Raw genomic sequence first — 14,548 nt, 5'->3', positions numbered from 1 at the left:
ATGCCGTTTGATGGAGAGATCAGCGGCGTGGAGAGCGGCCTGCACATCGCCGCTGTCGCTTCGGCGGGAGAAGTGCCCAACCACGTCCACGCGCAACACCCCGAAAACAATGGCGAGCGGCAAGCGGACGCTCACGCAGGACACGGCGACGGGTGTCACACCGGTCTTTGCTGTGTCATGGACTACCAGCAACATCTGGATCATCGGTCTGAAGAAACCGCTTTTACAGCGCCAACACGTGTCGGATTTTCCAGGGCTCATGTATCCCGTGAGCCCCTCGTGCCCGATCGCCCGCCCCGACACTCCTGACATTTCGGTGCCCGCATGTGCGGGCTGTTTGACCGATCGATCGCTGCATCCAATGCAGCCGTCAGGAGACGATGTTTATGCGTGGAAGATACGCGGCACTTTCAGTTCTTGCCTTGGCAGCCGGCCTTGGCGGTGGGGTTTACGTTGAGCGGTTGTACCTGAATCCAGCGGTGCAAGGGGGATCTGAAGGCCCCGAGATTCTCTATTGGGTTGCGCCCATGGACCCAAATTTCCGTCAACCAGGACCGGGCAAGTCGCCCATGGGGATGGATCTTATTCCCGTCTATGCCGGACAGGAACCATCTGGTGATCCTGCCGAGGTCACACTGAACGCGGCCGAAATCAACGCAATCGGCGTACGCACGGCGGTCGCCCGCATGAGTGAAGTGCAACCTCGGATCGAGACTGTGGGTTTCGTGGGGTATGACGAACATCTGACCAGTCATGTGCATACGCGGGTAGAAGGTTGGGTCGAAAGGCTTAAGGTCCGAGCGGTCGGAGACCGCGTTGCCGGGGAGCAGGTTCTTTTCGAGCTCTTTTCTCCACTCATCGCAGCCGCGACGGGTGATCTTGTTCGCGCTGTCGAAGATGGTGACCCCCGCATTCTGGATGCGGCGCGCAACAAGCTGATGAGCCACGGTATGTCTGCCCGCCAGGTTGCGGAGATCGAGGCGGGCGGCGAATTGGTTCGCAACATCGAGATCGAAGCACCACAGAACGGCGTGGTCATCGCCCTGAATGCGGCCGATGGCATGTATCTGCAACCTGGAACGCTTGCCTTCTCTGTCGCTGACTTGTCAAAGGTCTGGCTCATTGTAGATGTCTTTGAACGTGATATTGCCCGGCTGTCTGAGGATATGCGGGCTATCGCTCGGTTCGAACACTTGCCAGGGCGCGTGTTTGAAGGCGACATCGACTACATCTATCCCGAACTCGATCCCCAAACACGAACGCTTCCTGTTCGACTGAGGTTTGACAATTCCGATGGCGTGCTCCGCCCCGGAATGTTCGGAAGTGTCAGTCTCACGCCCAACGAAAGCCGTACAGTCCTGACTGTGCCATCTGAGGCCGTAATACGGACAGGGTCGGCTGAGCGCGTCATCCTGAAAACAGGGGAGGGGACCTTCCGACCGAGATTGGTGACTGCCGGTCTCCGGGACAGTTTCGGAGAAGGCGGGCGGACAGAAATTCTTCAGGGCCTGGGTCCGGGTGAAGAGGTCGTTGCCTCCGCACAGTTCCTGATCGACAGCGAAAGCGCTTTGAGCGCAGGCTTCACGCGCATGGCGCCAACGGATGCCGACCCGGCGCGGGGCAGCGGTGTTCTCGTTGCTCTCGATCCACAGAGTCGGGTGGCAACCGTGCAGCATGACGCCCTGGAAAGCCTGGACTGGCCAGCGATGACATCCGACTTCCCGGTGAGAGCCGATGTTCCCCTGGATCGGCTAAAGGAGGGGGAGGCAGTCGCGTTTCTCGTGGCCCGTGGCGCAGATGGACTCCTGAGCCTCACCGAACTTGCGCCAGATGATGGAATTGCCGGTACCGGCACTGGGATTGCACGCGCGGTGACGTCGGATGGCAAGCTAACGCTGGAGCATGGCCCGATCCCAGAGCTTGGCTGGCCCGCAATGACGATGGACCTGCCGGTGTTGGGGGTTGATCTTGAGGCCGTGCCTCTCGATGCGCCGATCGAATTCGATCTCACGGCAGGTGATGGCGGCCTTTTCTCCGTAGTCGCGGTCCGCGCCGAGGGCACCGATCCCGAAGAGGTGGAAGCGGCTGAAACAAATGCCGCAGCGCCGATCATGGTGTCCGGCACCATCGACGACCTGGATCTGAATTCCGGAACCGCAACGATCACCCACGGGCCCATGGCTGAGATCGGAATGCCAGGCATGACCATGGATTTCCCCATCGATCCGGGCTTGGACATGGCATCGCTGAAAACCGGCGTCCAAATGACCCTCACATTTGCACGGCCGGATGGCTTGAACATGATCTTGTCTGATGTCGAGCTTAAAGCAGCTGCGGCACCGCCCATCGTGGTCTCAGGCACGATCGATAGTGTCGATACAAACGCCTCAAAGGCCACGATCACCCATGGACCGATGACCGATATCGGCATGCCTGGCATGACCATGGCCTTTGATATTGATCCGTCACTCGACGCTGCCGCGTTGATGACAGATGTGGAGATGGTGCTCACTTTCGCGCGCCCGGACGGCATGAATATGGTGCTGGCGGCGGCCGAACCTGTGGCACCGCCCATGCAGGTTTCAGGTCAAATCAACTCCATCGATGCTCAATCACGGACGGCGAACATCACCCATGGGCCGATGACCGATATCGGCATGCCCGGAATGACAATGGATTTTCCCTTGGCTGAGGAGCTCGAGATTTCCCAACTCACAGTGGGAACGGACGTCACGCTCATCCTGCGGCGCAACCCGGATTTCTCGATGACATTGATCGATGTTGTCAGTAACGGGAGGGTTACCCAGTGATCCCGGCGATCATCCGCGCCTCGCTGGCCAATAGGTTTGTTATTCTGGTCCTTGCCGCCATGATGGGTGTCGCAGGCATCTGGGCCATCCGCGAGACACCGGTCGATGCGATACCGGACCTGTCCGATGTGCAGGTGATCGTCCGCACCCCTTATCCGGGGCAGGCGCCGCAAGTGGTCGAAAACCAGATCACCTATCCGCTCGCCACATCGTTGCTGGCGGTACCTGGCGCACAGGATGTACGCGGCTTTTCCTTCTTTGGTGACAGTTTTGTCTATGTCGTTTTCGAAGATGGCACGGACCTGTATTGGGCAAGGTCCCGCGTCCTGGAATATCTTGGGCAGATCACCGGGAGCCTGCCGGACGGAGTGTCCCCTCAGCTTGGCCCGGATGCCACCGGGGTCGGATGGATCTACCAATATGCGTTGATCGACAGAACCGGCACACACGATCTCGCGCAACTGAGAACGCTGCAGGACTGGTTTCTGAAATACGAACTGCAGGCTGTCGACGGTGTGTCTGAAGTCGCAACGATTGGCGGCATGGTCAAACAGTATCAGGTCGTTGTCGATCCGAACAAATTGCGGGCCTACGATATCACGCTGACACAACTCAGGAACGCGATTCAGGCGGCAAATCGAGAGACCGGCGGAAGCGTGATCGAGATGGGCGAAGCAGAATTCATGATCCGCTCGTCCGGATACATCGATGAGCTTTCTGATCTATCCAGCGCCCCCCTAATGATCAACGAGCGTGGAGCTGCTCTGACCCTCGGCGACGTTGCTGACATTCGCCTAGGACCGGAATTGCGCCGCGGCGTCGGAGAGTTTGACGGGCAAGGCGATGCCGCTGGCGGCGTGGTCATCATGCGATGGGGTGGCAATGCCCTTGCGACCATCAAAGCGGTGGAGGCCCGCATCGAAGAGTTGCGGCCGAACCTGCCGGAGGGTGTCGAGATTATCACAACCTATGACCGGTCCGGCGTGATCGAACGCGCAATCGACAATCTCAAGAAGAAGCTGACGCAGGAATTCATTGTCGTCGTCCTGGTCTGTGCGGCATTTCTGCTGCATCTGCGCTCATCGCTGGTGATCCTGCTGTCGTTGCCCCTCGGCATCTTCGCTGCCTTCATTCTGATGAAAGCGCAGGGCGTGAATGCGAACATCATGTCGCTTGGTGGCATCGCGATTGCCATTGGAGCCATGGTCGATGCGTCGATCGTGATGATCGAGGCGATGCACAGGCGGCTGGAAAAGGAAAAGCTGACCGCAGAAAACAGGTGGAGGATCGTGCAGGAATGCGCCTCTGAGGTCGGTCCGGCCCTCTTTTACTCCCTGGCAATCATTACGGTCAGCTTTCTGCCTGTCTTTGTGCTGGAAAATCAGGAGGGCAGGCTTTTTGCCCCGCTGGCCTATACAAAGACCTATGCGATGGCCGCCGCCGCGATCCTATCGATCACACTGGTTCCGGTCTTGATGGGATACTTTGTCCGGGGCCGGATTTTGCCCGAGCGCAAAAACCCACTGAACCGATTGGTTGTCTTCCTGTATCGTCCCTTTCTGGACGCAGCCATCGCCTGGCCGTGGGCGACAACCTTGCTTGCCGGTGCCCTCGTGGCTTCAATGTGGTATCCGTACCAACGGCTCGGGTCCGAGTTCATGCCCGAGCTGAATGAGGGCGACTTCCTCTATATGCCAAGCTTCTACCCGGGAGTGTCGATCGGTAAGGCGCGCGAGGTCCTGCAGCAGACCAATCGCCTGATCGCTACAATCCCAGAGGTTGAAACTGTGCACGGCAAAGTGGGGCGCGCTGAGACAGCGACCGATCCTGCACCACTCACGATGGTGGAAACCACGATCCAGCTCAAACCAGAAGCTGAGTGGCGCCCTGGCATGACCATGGAGAAAATTCGCAATGAGCTTGATCGGACTGTGCAGATCCCGGGCGTGACCAATGTCTGGATCCAGCCGATCAAGAACCGGATCGACATGCTTGCCACCGGGATACGAACGCCCGTTGGTGTCAAGATCTCGGGTGCTGATCTGAACGTCATCACAGACATCGGGATCGAAGTGGAACGGGCCGTGTCGGTTATTGAGGGCACTGCCTCCGCCTATGCGGAGCGCCCGGTAGGCGGGCGTTTCATCGAAATCGACGTCAAACGCGACGCCGCAGCGCGGTATATGATGAGCGTGCGGGATGTTCAGGATGTGGTCCAAACCGCCATCGGTGGGATGCAGGTATCGGAATCCGTTGAAGGGCTGGAGCGCTTTCCGATTAACCTGCGCTATCCGCAAGCGTGGCGCGATAGCCCCGAACGCCTCGAAAACTTGCCCGTTGTCACCCCATCAGGGTCTCATGTGCCGTTGACCGCCTTGGCCGATGTCCGAATTGTCGATGGTCCGGGCATGATCCGATCAGAGAACGCGCGGCGCACGGGGTTCGTGTTTATCGATATCGCAGGACGAGACCTCGGCGGATATGTCGCCGAGGCGCAGAGGGTCGTGGCCGATCAGGTGCGCCTGCCGCCCGGATATTCTCTGACATGGTCTGGGCAGTATGAATACATCGAGCGGATGCAGGACCGGCTGGCGATCGTCGCCCCCGCCACGCTTATGATCATCACGCTGATGTTGTTCATGGCGTTCAATAGGGTGATTGAAGTTGGCATCATTCTCGCCGCGCTTCCTGTCGCGTTGGCAGGCGGTGTCTGGTTTCTGTGGTATCTCAGCTTCGACATTTCGATCGCCGTCCTTGTCGGCTTCATTGCCCTGGCCGGCGTGGCCGTCGAAACAGCCATCGTCATGCTGCTTTATCTCAATCTCGCTTGGGAAAAGCGACGCAAACTCGGTCAATCCGAGGGCCGCAAGCTGACACAAGACGATATCGAGGAGGCCGTCTTTGAGGGAGCTGTTCTTCGGGTGAGACCCAAAGTCATGACCGTGGCCACCATCTTCGCGGCGCTGATACCGATCATGTATGGCACTGGCACCGGCTCGGAGATCATGCAACGCATCGCTGCACCGATGATCGGCGGTATGGTGACAGCGACCCTGCTGACGCTTTTTGTCATTCCTTCCATATTCGTGATTTGGAAACGGCTCGCGCTGAAACGCGTAAACCGCGAAATCACGTCCCCAATTCAGCAGCCCGTCGATGCAGCACTGCCTGCCGAATAATCGAACGTACAAATCTCAAGAATGGAGCTTCTCATGAAGATACTGACTGCAAGTCTCGCACTTCTGACCCTGTCTGCGACAGGGGCTATCGCGCAAATGAACCACAATATGGATCATTCGAACATGCCGATGTCCGCTGAACAAATGGAGGGCGCAGTTCACGCGAAGGCCGTGATCAATTCGATCGGCGACGGCACTGCAAATGTGAGCCATGACCCGATTCCCGAGATCGGCTGGCCTGCAATGACGATGGATATGACGGTTCTGGAAAACGCGCAGATGATGGGAGAGGTGACCGATGGTGACGAGGTGACCCTGATGCTCGTCAAGGGCGAGGATGGCATGTACGCAATCGGGGCCATAATGCCGAACTGATCATGAATACGCAGTTGCCGAGAAATCGGCAACTGCGGCGCGTACTTGGAGAGGTACACCGAGTTCGACCGACGAGCTGCGTGTAGGCGAAAGGAAAGTGAATGCCGCTGTCTTCGAAACAACTTGGTTTGATCGCTGCCGGCGGATCGGCCGTTCTTTTGCTGGCTGCCTTCTTGTTTCAGGCAGCGGGCTACGCACCATGCGCGATGTGCATTTGGCAGCGATACCCTCACGCGATCGCCATCGCTATTGGCGCGCTCCTCATGGTTGGTTTGCCCATCTTACTACTACTGATGGCAGGCGCTGCCGCAGCGTTCACGACAGCAGGCATCGGGATGTTCCACACCGGCGTCGAACGGGGTTGGTGGGAAGGTCCGACGGCGTGCACCGGCTCTGGTCTTGATATGTCGAACTTGTCCGGTGCGGACCTTCTGCCCTCTGCATCATCCGCGCCATCAGCCTTGGTCATGTGCGACCAAGTCGCCTGGGAGTTCCTCAGCCTGTCTATGGCGAGTTGGAACGCGCTTTGGAGTTTCCTTCTTGCAGGGCTCTGGGTTCTGGCCTTTGCCAAAGCATGGCGCGCGTCGCGCTCACGTGAGAGCGCGACGGCAATCTAGCTCTGAAGACGCAGGATGACGGCGGCAATAGCCGTCAGACACACAGCGGCCGACAAAAAAGCGAGGAGAGCAACCGAAACCGCGCCCATGTTTCTTGGGAAGAGATCAACGAATGGTCTCAGGATTGCCGACTTTCCGGCTGCCGTAACATAGAGCGGCAGTGCACTTACCAAAGTGGCGTACAGGTAGACTCCGGATATGTTTTCAAAGAGTGCTGACCGCGCCAGTGTGGGCGCAACCACTGAAAGAGCCGTCGCCCGACTACCCCCAAACGAGCCGAACCAACTGGCGGAGAGCACATAGATGAAGGCGTGGAGAACGAGAAAGAGAGCGACTCGGATAACAAGATCGAGGAGAATGAACGACGCCGGATCACGGCCATTGGCGTCCTTGGTATTCAACACCGCAAACAGAAAGAAGCCGACGTAGTTGACGATAAAGATGACCGGAAGCCCATTCGTCAGAACCTGCCTGAGAAATCGTGATAGCGCCGGTCCACCGTCCATCAACGCCGAAGCAAATCCAGGCGCACGCATGACATAAACGAGCAAGACCGGTAGAAGCCCGATCAGGCTGAAGACCAAGACGTTCATCACAAATTTCACGCCCGGCATCTTGGCTGAGAAGAACCGTTGCATGTGAGCAGGTTGGCATGTCGGGAGGCAACAGTCGACTTTCTCCGCGACCATATATTATTTACATAATAAACCTTATCAGACTCAGAATATCTGCTGCGGCGCACCCCTGCCTCAGCCGCGACGATGGGCAAAACTTTGCCCAACAGGACCACTCCGCCTCGCTGCATGAAGTCACCATGCTATCTTATTCAACCAAATGGCGAGCTTGATCGACACCTTTAGAAACCGAAAATCACACAGTATCAGCCGCTTCATCGTCGAATGTATAGTATATTGCGTGGTTAAATACGCCACATCATGGCCGAGCTTCGGTCATGAATCTGAAGGAACGAGTAGGTCTGAATCTTCAAGATGCCCGGCGCGCCAAGGGCATCAGTCAGGAGGAATTGGCGCATCGTGCAAGTGTGAACCGCGGCTATGTCGGCAAGATCGAAAACGCCAAGTATTCCGCCTCGCTGACAACGCTCGAAAAGATCGCCCAAGCTCTGAACATCGATCCTTCGGAACTTCTCAAACCCCGCAACTAGGAGGCCGGACGACACCCTGCTCCGGGATGGCGGGTGGATGATCGTCCGCTCAAAGGCGTGCCCGTGCGCGAAGGCGTAGCAATCGTGAACGGGTCAGAACTTGTCGTCTGGCAAGAGCATCTCTGGAACACCGGCGACCGCACGCGGGTCTGGCTCGTAAGGCCCGAGGAGATTTGCGTAGTCAATATCATCGAACGAGATATCGATCTCGATAGATCCGGACCCGCCTAGTCTAGCGCGCCTTGTTCGATTGCGAGAGAACCGTTCCTGCCAACGATTTCGTGTCACTGCTGTACTTGTCGCTTTGCAGGACCTTGGAGGCTTTGTCCTCCATCGCCGCCCCCGTCTGTTTACCAGTCCCGGACTGCGCCAGCGCGGATGCCGCCAGGCTCTTGGCGGTTGCGGAGGCGTTCGGGTCGCTCAGTGTGGCCGCTGCCTGCGATGCGACTTTCCGCGAGGTGCGTTTCGTGTTCTTGCCCATGAGACTGCTCCTTAAGGCGATTCTGTTCCTGTTTTGTTTACACTCGATGGCGCGACCCGTCTATCAAAATCGTTACACTTATTTCACTTATTCCGTTTATTTCTCTTGCATGCGTGACTCCCTGGGTACATCTAAGGGGATGAACCGAGGAGAAAAACCATGGCCGATACCGCGGAAAGACCAGCCCAGAGCGGGCTTATGGAGCGCCCGCCGACCCCGGAAGAAATCGACAGTGCCGCGCATGCCGCAACGGCCATCGCCGTGGCTATGGAGCTGGACGGAGGCTTGAAAGTCTCGGGAGAGAACGGCGATCCGGTCTCCATCGCGCCAGAGGTTGGAAAACTGATCATCGAACTGCTCGGCCATGTGAGCAATGGCAACATGGTCACGCTGGTTCCGGTCGGCACCATGCTCACAACCCAACAAGCCGCTGACATGCTGAACGTATCCCGCCCTCATCTCACGAAGTTGCTCAAGGAGGGGAAAATCCGATTTGAAGAGGTGGGCAAGCACCGGCGCGTGCCTCTGATGGCGCTCATGCAATACCGGGAAGAGAAAGAGCGGCGCCAGGAGCAGGCGATGCGCGACCTTGCGCGATTGGGTCAGGAGTTCGACAACGCATGAGTTTTGTGGCCAACCCCTTCGTGGTTGTCCTCGATGCCAACGTCCTGTTTCCGTTCCGGGTTCGGGACGTCCTCTTAACGTTCACACAAGAAGGCCTGTTTCGGGCCAGGGTCACCGATGAAATCCTCGACGAATGGACACGCAACCTGATCGCGCTCAAACCACATCTCGAAGAGAGCGTTCGCCAGCAGGAAGCCGCCATCAGAGAGACCTTCGAAGAATGCTTCGTGACCGGATACCAGCCCTTGATTGCTGGTCTGGACCTGCCGGACCCGGACGACAGACACGTTCTCGCGGCGGCGATTCGATGCTCGGCACAGGTTATTATGACAGAAAACCATCGAGACTTCCCAAGCGAAGTTCTCGACGAGTATGGCGTTGAAACGCTCGGCTCGGATGACATGCTCGCCAATACCTACGACCTGTATCCATCTGGCGGCGCCCGTGCACTCCGCCGCGTGAGAAAAAGGTATGAAAACCCGCCGATGACGCCGTCCGAGTTCCTGCTCGACCTAACCCGGCATGGCCTGTCGAAACTGGCGGCGCAGGCCCGTGCCGATATCGAATACCTTTAGTTGCCGAACGACGCCTCAGTATCTGACCCAATCGGTGTAATCCATGGCGCCGTCGTAATCGCCATACTCCATCATGACGGCGCGGCTATAGAAGGTCCAAAGCCCACCCGAGCCAGGTGTCGGGATGTCCTGACCGTTTTCCGACGCGAACGAAGCCGGCCAAGGCGAATGTGAGCCGTAGACGCGCACGATGTAATGACAGTTCTTGTTTTCATGATCGCAGGATCTGATGGACCAGTCCCACTGACGTGGTTCATCGCGCGGCTCATAAGATCGACCGCGCCACCAAAGCACGCGCGTTCGGCGTAGCCATTCGTAGTCCGGTGTCGAAATATCGAGAGCATCCTCTCCACCCGGTCCGCCCAAAGCAACCGGAACGGCAGCATAGGTGCAGACCCCAAAGGGTGGCCGGCTCGGCCAGGGCGTAATCCGCCGGATCATTTCGGCATAGGCGGCTGAACACACAGCACTCGACGGAAACCCCCCGGCCATACACAGCATGATGGCGCAATCCATATCGTAGGCACGGGCTTTCTGGGCATCGACCGTCAGCCCGGCTGCCAGAACCAGTGACGCAAGGCGGGTGTGTCTCATATCGGCCTCCTGGAGTGATTAGGCCAATTCTCGCTCAAAATACGTATTGCGCAATATTATATATTGCAGAGTGATGGCTTTCTGCGGAATGCTGCCGATTGTAGAAGGACTCCCAGTGGGGGAGTCCGGTGCCGATCGCAAGAGACCAAATCTTGATTACTATTGATGGGGTGAAGGACCTCATCGGGTCGGGAGTCGACTTCCGCTGTCGGTACGAGCTTGTCGAGTTCACGGACGATGGGAAGCCCCGCTATCAGTGTGTCTACCTGCGCGAAGGAGAGCCCGAGGCGATCCTCGTCTCTACACGGTTCGGACCCTACGGACCAGAACCCCGCCTCTTCAACATCTGGCCCGGCCTCTTCAAACATCACCACGAGTTCGGCGATGGTCGCACTCTGTGTTTTGACAGCGACTACTCTATCCCCTTCGACGCTCCCGGCGGAGGTGATGATCTTCGGAGCGGACGGAAGCGTCAGAACAACTGACGGCTGGACGGTTCACGGCCAGGTAGACAAGAACCCCCCGCCCACACACTCTCAGAACTTTGCGACCACGGCCCCGTCGGATGTGCTGGCGGCCATTCATGCGACAGCTTCAAGACATGAACGCAACCGAGCCCTACGAGCACTCGAGATCAGCTCCGATGACTGGCTGGCTCTATTCCGCGCCTTGATCGAAGCTGAAAGCGCTTATCGCCCTGACGCCATCAGTGACAAAGGCGCTTATGGTCTTGGCCAACTCATGGCCGCCACCGCACGCGACCTTGGCGTAGACAGAACCGATATCGCGCAGAACCTCGACGGGTCAGCACGGTACCTTTTGGCGCAGCTGTCATCCTTCAACGATGTCGATCTGGCGCTGGCGGCCTACAACGCCGGGCCGCATCGCGTCGTAGAATACGGGGGCGTGCCACCCTTCACGGAAACACGCGACTACATCGCCCGGGTGCATCGCATTCGAGCGCGCCTTTCCGGCGCAGCCACGCAAGACCTGACCGGACCGACGATGCGCGACGCCACGCGTCCCGTCGTCGTGCTCGACCTGAAGTAAGACCTGAAACGAGGGAAACCGATGCGAAGATTGCCTCCAGGATACCTGCCTCCAATCATTGGCCTTCTGGCCTTATGGGCCTCCCCTGCCCTTGCCCAGGACCTCTCGCCCATCCAGACAATGCTCGAGACAATCGAAGCGGCGCTCACCGGCCCAATCGGCATCGCGGTCGCGACGCTCGCCGTCATCGGCACTGGCTTCATGTGCATGATGGGGCGGCTCAACTGGGGATGGTTCGCCTCCGTGGTGATCGGGATCGTCCTGATCTTCTCCGCGGGCACCATCGTTGACGGGTTTACCTGATGGCCATGCGATCCCCTCTCTTTCTCGGGTTGGCCCGCCCACCGAAATATCTCGGCTTGCCGGTCGGATATCTCGTCGTGCTCACGCTTGGCGTGGTCCTGCCCTTTATCTGGACGAAGTCACCGGTCTTCTTTCTGGTCGGCGCGCTCGCCTATCCTGTCCTCTGGTTTGTTGCCGACAAGGAACCGCATTTCTTCGAAGTTCTGCGCGTCTCTTACGGCACGGTGCGCGGCACGCGCAATCGAGCGCTTCACGGCGGAGACAGCTATGGCGCTTGACGGGATAAAATACGCAAAGCCCAGCCCGGCGGTCATTGAAACCAGCGGCACAGCCTTGGCACGCGAAAGCCATCTCGCCGAGCATTTGCCCTACGTCGCCTTCGCCAAACCCGATGTCATGGTCTTGCGGGAGGGCGATCTGATGGCCACGCTCCGTCTCGAGGGACTTGCGGCACCGACAACGCCGGACGCCGATCTTGATGCCATGAAACGCGCGGTCGCGGCCGTCATCGCGCAAACGGGCAATCTCTACGGCTTTTATGTCCATCGCATATTTGTCCCTCAGAAGCTCGCGATGCGTCCTGTACAAGGCGACGGCTTTGCAGCGGAGATCGACCGACGCTGGCAAGCTCACATCGCGCAACTTGCGCCCAAGAAACCGCAACTTTATCTGAGCATCTTGCGACGTCCGGAGATCGGGGCACGGGTCCCGCTGCTCAACGCCTTTGCCAAGCGAACCTGGATGAAAGACCGCGCGGGCCGTGCGCGGGAACTCGATGAAGTGGCCGGATTCTTCGAGACTGCGCTTGCACCTGCAAAACCCGTTCGTCTCGACAACACCACCGGCGAATGGCTCGGGTTTCTTGCCACGCTGCTCACCGGCCAATACGCCCCGATTGCGCGACCAAACGCCCCCCTGCCCCTGGGCTACGCGCTTGGGTCCTGCCGAGCGACTTTTGACGGAGATACGGCTCGGATCACATGTGGCACGACGGGCGAGACACGGTATGGGGCCCTCTTCAGCATCAAGAGCTATCCCGCGCTTACGGATGTCTCTCTGTTTGACGGTCTCGACCTTCCGCTTGATATCGTGCTGACCAATTCCTTCACGCCGATCCCCACAAACATCATGGCAGAACGGATTCAACGGATCGTTCGGCAGATGCGTGCGGCCGATGACGCGGCAGTCTCCTTGCGGGATCAGCTCATGGAAGCGGCCGATGATCAGGAAGCCGGGCGCATTGCGTTCGGCGATCATCACTTGTCCATCGCCGTCCACGCGCCCGATCAACCGACGCTCGAACAGGCCGCAGCCGAGATCAAACGTCTGGGGCAGGAAATCATGGCCGTGATCGTGCGAGAGAACATGGCCCTCAAGGCAACCTATTTTGGGCAGGCTCCCGGCAACTACGGCTACCGTGCCAGAAAGACACCGATCTCCACGATCAACTTTGCGGATTTCTCGGCGCTGCATGGATGCGTCGAAGGACGTTCGGATCGAGAGATACCGTGGGGAGCGCGCCTAACGGTCTTCCCGACGGCGGGCACCTCTGCTTACGGTTTCAACTTCCACGAACCCGGATCGCCCGAGCGCGAACCGACTGTTGGCCATACGCTTGTTCTGGGCCGCACGGGCAGCGGCAAGACCCTCACGACTGCTTTTCTCGCCGCCCAAGCGCAGCGGGTCGGCGCTCGGCTGTTTTTCTTCGACAAGGATCGCGGGCTCGAGATGGCGGTGCGCGCCCTGGGCGGTCACTACAATACGATCCTTGCCGGTATCCCGACGGGCCTCAACCCGCTGCAGACAGAGACGGATGAACGCGGACGGGCCTGGCTGTCGGAATGGCTGGCGACGCTTCTGGCGCGGGCGGGCGATCTGTCCGGAGAGCAGTCTCGGCACATTCAGAGCGCGGTGTCGCAAAATGCGGATGCCGGCCCCTCGCTGCAACGGTTTGTCTCGTTCCAGACCTTGTTCCAATCGCTCGACGACGATGGCGAGTTGCAGGCGCGTGTTGGGGAATGGGCACCGGGCGGCCGCTATGGCTGGGTCTTCGATATGCCCCAGGACAACGATGCCCTGCATATGGACGGTGACATTGTCGGATTCGACATGACCGAGATCCTCGACATGTCGACCGAACGCATGGCCGTCTTGTCCTACATCCTACGCCGGATCGAACGGATCGTGGAAGATCGCCGACCCACTGTGATCGTTCTCGATGAAGCCTGGAAGCTTCTCGACGATCCCTATTTCGCGACTAGACTCGAAAACTGGCTCGTCACCCTCCGCAAGATGAACTGCGTCGTTGTGATGATGACCCAATACCCCAGTCAATTGCGAGAGGCTCGGGTCGGCAAGACCATCATCGAGACGGTACCCACGCAGATACTCTTCCCCAACGAACGGGCGACGTCCTCCGACTACGACTTCCTGCGCGTGAACGAAAAAGAAGCCGAACTGCTGACAAGACCCACGGCAGGCCAGCGTATCGCGCTGGTGCGATCCGCAGGTGACAGCGTCTTTGTCGATGCGGATCTCACAGCACTTGGGCCACTTCTCACCATTTTGGGAGGAGGCCGATCCGCTGAGGCCCAGCTTGGCAACGACTGGCGCAGCATCCCCAACTTCTGGAGGCAGCTATGCGATTAGCTCTAATCTTTTTGGCGACGATGCTTGCCGCCTGTGAACGCTATACGGATGCCACCTCACCGTGTTTTGGCCGCGACGGCGCGCCTGCCGTGAGCAGAGCCAGTACAGAAGTTTTCTCCTTTGCGG

At 58.6% G+C, this 14,548-nt stretch carries 15 protein-coding genes; 12 read left to right on the top strand and 3 right to left on the bottom strand.

Going from position 1 to position 14,548, the window contains the following annotated elements:
* The first annotated feature begins 380 nt into the window (after positions 1–380).
* The 4 genes from Q1A34_RS20435 to Q1A34_RS20420 all read left to right on the top strand — a co-directional run bounded on the left by Q1A34_RS20435 (position 381) and on the right by Q1A34_RS20420 (position 6,981).
* The gene (locus Q1A34_RS20435; RefSeq protein WP_366942871.1) at positions 381–2,810 is read left to right on the top strand and encodes an efflux RND transporter periplasmic adaptor subunit; all 2,430 of its coding nucleotides are present in this window, start codon (positions 381–383) and stop codon (positions 2,808–2,810) included.
* Positions 2,807–5,989 carry an efflux RND transporter permease subunit gene (locus tag Q1A34_RS20430; RefSeq protein ID WP_300038978.1) on the top strand — a complete coding sequence of 1,061 codons (3,183 nt, stop codon included), beginning with the start codon at positions 2,807–2,809 and terminating at the stop codon, positions 5,987–5,989. The genes Q1A34_RS20435 and Q1A34_RS20430 overlap by 4 nt, the downstream gene beginning before the upstream one ends.
* A 33-nt stretch (positions 5,990–6,022) precedes the next feature.
* A complete protein-coding gene (locus Q1A34_RS20425; protein WP_227364362.1) occupies positions 6,023–6,364 on the top strand; it encodes a copper-binding protein in 342 nt (113 codons plus the stop codon).
* A 101-nt stretch (positions 6,365–6,465) separates the two neighbouring features.
* Positions 6,466–6,981 (top strand): disulfide bond formation protein B, encoded by a 516-nt coding sequence (locus Q1A34_RS20420; protein ID WP_300019763.1) that lies wholly within the window; start codon positions 6,466–6,468, stop codon positions 6,979–6,981.
* Here Q1A34_RS20420 and Q1A34_RS20415 read toward each other — a convergent pair.
* Entirely contained in the window at positions 6,978–7,619 is a 642-nt protein-coding gene (locus Q1A34_RS20415) for a hypothetical protein (protein WP_300038975.1), read from the bottom strand. The genes Q1A34_RS20420 and Q1A34_RS20415 overlap by 4 nt on opposite strands.
* Positions 7,620–7,933: 314 nt before the next feature.
* On the opposite strand from Q1A34_RS20415, the gene Q1A34_RS20410 reads away from it, so the two are divergent.
* Positions 7,934–8,146 (top strand): helix-turn-helix transcriptional regulator, encoded by a 213-nt coding sequence (locus tag Q1A34_RS20410; RefSeq protein ID WP_300038972.1) that lies wholly within the window; start codon positions 7,934–7,936, stop codon positions 8,144–8,146.
* 232 nt (positions 8,147–8,378) lie between these two features.
* Here Q1A34_RS20410 and Q1A34_RS20405 read toward each other — a convergent pair whose 3' ends face one another.
* Complete coding sequence (locus Q1A34_RS20405) at positions 8,379–8,627, bottom strand: hypothetical protein (RefSeq protein WP_044025800.1); 249 nt, start codon at positions 8,625–8,627, stop codon at positions 8,379–8,381.
* Positions 8,628–8,786: 159 nt separating this feature from the next.
* Between Q1A34_RS20405 and Q1A34_RS20400 the strand changes: the two genes are divergently transcribed.
* A complete protein-coding gene (locus Q1A34_RS20400; RefSeq protein ID WP_013959858.1) occupies positions 8,787–9,251 on the top strand; it encodes a helix-turn-helix domain-containing protein in 465 nt (154 codons plus the stop codon).
* On the top strand, positions 9,248–9,826 hold the full coding sequence (locus Q1A34_RS20395; RefSeq protein ID WP_300038967.1) for a PIN domain-containing protein: 579 nt from the start codon (positions 9,248–9,250) through the stop codon (positions 9,824–9,826). Before Q1A34_RS20400 ends, Q1A34_RS20395 begins: the two co-directional genes overlap by 4 nt.
* 15 nt (positions 9,827–9,841) lie before the next feature.
* On the opposite strand, the gene Q1A34_RS20390 is transcribed toward Q1A34_RS20395, so the two are convergent.
* Positions 9,842–10,420 carry a hypothetical protein gene (locus Q1A34_RS20390; protein WP_300038964.1) on the bottom strand — a complete coding sequence of 193 codons (579 nt, stop codon included), beginning with the start codon at positions 10,418–10,420 and terminating at the stop codon, positions 9,842–9,844.
* 128 nt (positions 10,421–10,548) lie between these two features.
* Here Q1A34_RS20390 and Q1A34_RS20385 point away from each other — a divergent pair, with 128 nt between their 5' ends.
* Genes Q1A34_RS20385 through Q1A34_RS20365 form a run of 5 tightly spaced genes read left to right on the top strand, consistent with a single transcriptional unit; the run spans position 10,549 to position 14,422 of the window.
* The gene (locus Q1A34_RS20385) at positions 10,549–10,905 is read left to right on the top strand and encodes a hypothetical protein (protein ID WP_318527446.1); all 357 of its coding nucleotides are present in this window, start codon (positions 10,549–10,551) and stop codon (positions 10,903–10,905) included.
* Positions 10,868–11,470 (top strand): lytic transglycosylase domain-containing protein, encoded by a 603-nt coding sequence (locus Q1A34_RS20380; protein ID WP_300038961.1) that lies wholly within the window; start codon positions 10,868–10,870, stop codon positions 11,468–11,470. Before Q1A34_RS20385 ends, Q1A34_RS20380 begins: the two co-directional genes overlap by 38 nt.
* 21 nt (positions 11,471–11,491) lie before the next feature.
* Positions 11,492–11,773 (top strand): TrbC/VirB2 family protein, encoded by a 282-nt coding sequence (locus tag Q1A34_RS20375; RefSeq protein WP_013959853.1) that lies wholly within the window; start codon positions 11,492–11,494, stop codon positions 11,771–11,773.
* Positions 11,773–12,051 carry a VirB3 family type IV secretion system protein gene (locus Q1A34_RS20370; RefSeq protein WP_013959852.1) on the top strand — a complete coding sequence of 93 codons (279 nt, stop codon included), beginning with the start codon at positions 11,773–11,775 and terminating at the stop codon, positions 12,049–12,051. Before Q1A34_RS20375 ends, Q1A34_RS20370 begins: the two co-directional genes overlap by 1 nt.
* Complete coding sequence (locus Q1A34_RS20365; RefSeq protein ID WP_300038958.1) at positions 12,041–14,422, top strand: type IV secretion system protein B4; 2,382 nt, start codon at positions 12,041–12,043, stop codon at positions 14,420–14,422. The genes Q1A34_RS20370 and Q1A34_RS20365 overlap by 11 nt, the downstream gene beginning before the upstream one ends.
* The last annotated feature ends 126 nt before the right edge of the window (positions 14,423–14,548 follow it).

Source organism: uncultured Roseobacter sp., assembly GCF_947491795.1.
Taxonomy (GTDB): Bacteria; Pseudomonadota; Alphaproteobacteria; order Rhodobacterales; family Rhodobacteraceae; genus Roseobacter.
This window is presented reverse-complemented; position numbering and strand designations above follow the sequence as displayed.

What these genes read in the sequence shown, in the direction of transcription:
- Q1A34_RS20390 (WP_300038964.1), bottom strand. Translation starts at nt 10,420, where the DNA reads ATGAGACACACCCGCCTTGCGTCACTGGTTCTGGCAGCCGGGCTGACG.
- Q1A34_RS20435 (WP_366942871.1), top strand. Translation starts at nt 381, where the DNA reads ATGTTTATGCGTGGAAGATACGCGGCACTTTCAGTTCTTGCCTTGGCA.
- Q1A34_RS20370 (WP_013959852.1), top strand. Translation starts at nt 11,773, where the DNA reads ATGGCCATGCGATCCCCTCTCTTTCTCGGGTTGGCCCGCCCACCGAAA.
- Q1A34_RS20405 (WP_044025800.1), bottom strand. Translation starts at nt 8,627, where the DNA reads ATGGGCAAGAACACGAAACGCACCTCGCGGAAAGTCGCATCGCAGGCA.
- Q1A34_RS20375 (WP_013959853.1), top strand. Translation starts at nt 11,492, where the DNA reads ATGCGAAGATTGCCTCCAGGATACCTGCCTCCAATCATTGGCCTTCTG.
- Q1A34_RS20395 (WP_300038967.1), top strand. Translation starts at nt 9,248, where the DNA reads ATGAGTTTTGTGGCCAACCCCTTCGTGGTTGTCCTCGATGCCAACGTC.
- Q1A34_RS20365 (WP_300038958.1), top strand. Translation starts at nt 12,041, where the DNA reads ATGGCGCTTGACGGGATAAAATACGCAAAGCCCAGCCCGGCGGTCATT.
- Q1A34_RS20420 (WP_300019763.1), top strand. Translation starts at nt 6,466, where the DNA reads ATGCCGCTGTCTTCGAAACAACTTGGTTTGATCGCTGCCGGCGGATCG.
- Q1A34_RS20425 (WP_227364362.1), top strand. Translation starts at nt 6,023, where the DNA reads ATGAAGATACTGACTGCAAGTCTCGCACTTCTGACCCTGTCTGCGACA.
- Q1A34_RS20415 (WP_300038975.1), bottom strand. Translation starts at nt 7,619, where the DNA reads ATGCAACGGTTCTTCTCAGCCAAGATGCCGGGCGTGAAATTTGTGATG.
- Q1A34_RS20410 (WP_300038972.1), top strand. Translation starts at nt 7,934, where the DNA reads ATGAATCTGAAGGAACGAGTAGGTCTGAATCTTCAAGATGCCCGGCGC.
- Q1A34_RS20400 (WP_013959858.1), top strand. Translation starts at nt 8,787, where the DNA reads ATGGCCGATACCGCGGAAAGACCAGCCCAGAGCGGGCTTATGGAGCGC.
- Q1A34_RS20380 (WP_300038961.1), top strand. Translation starts at nt 10,868, where the DNA reads ATGATCTTCGGAGCGGACGGAAGCGTCAGAACAACTGACGGCTGGACG.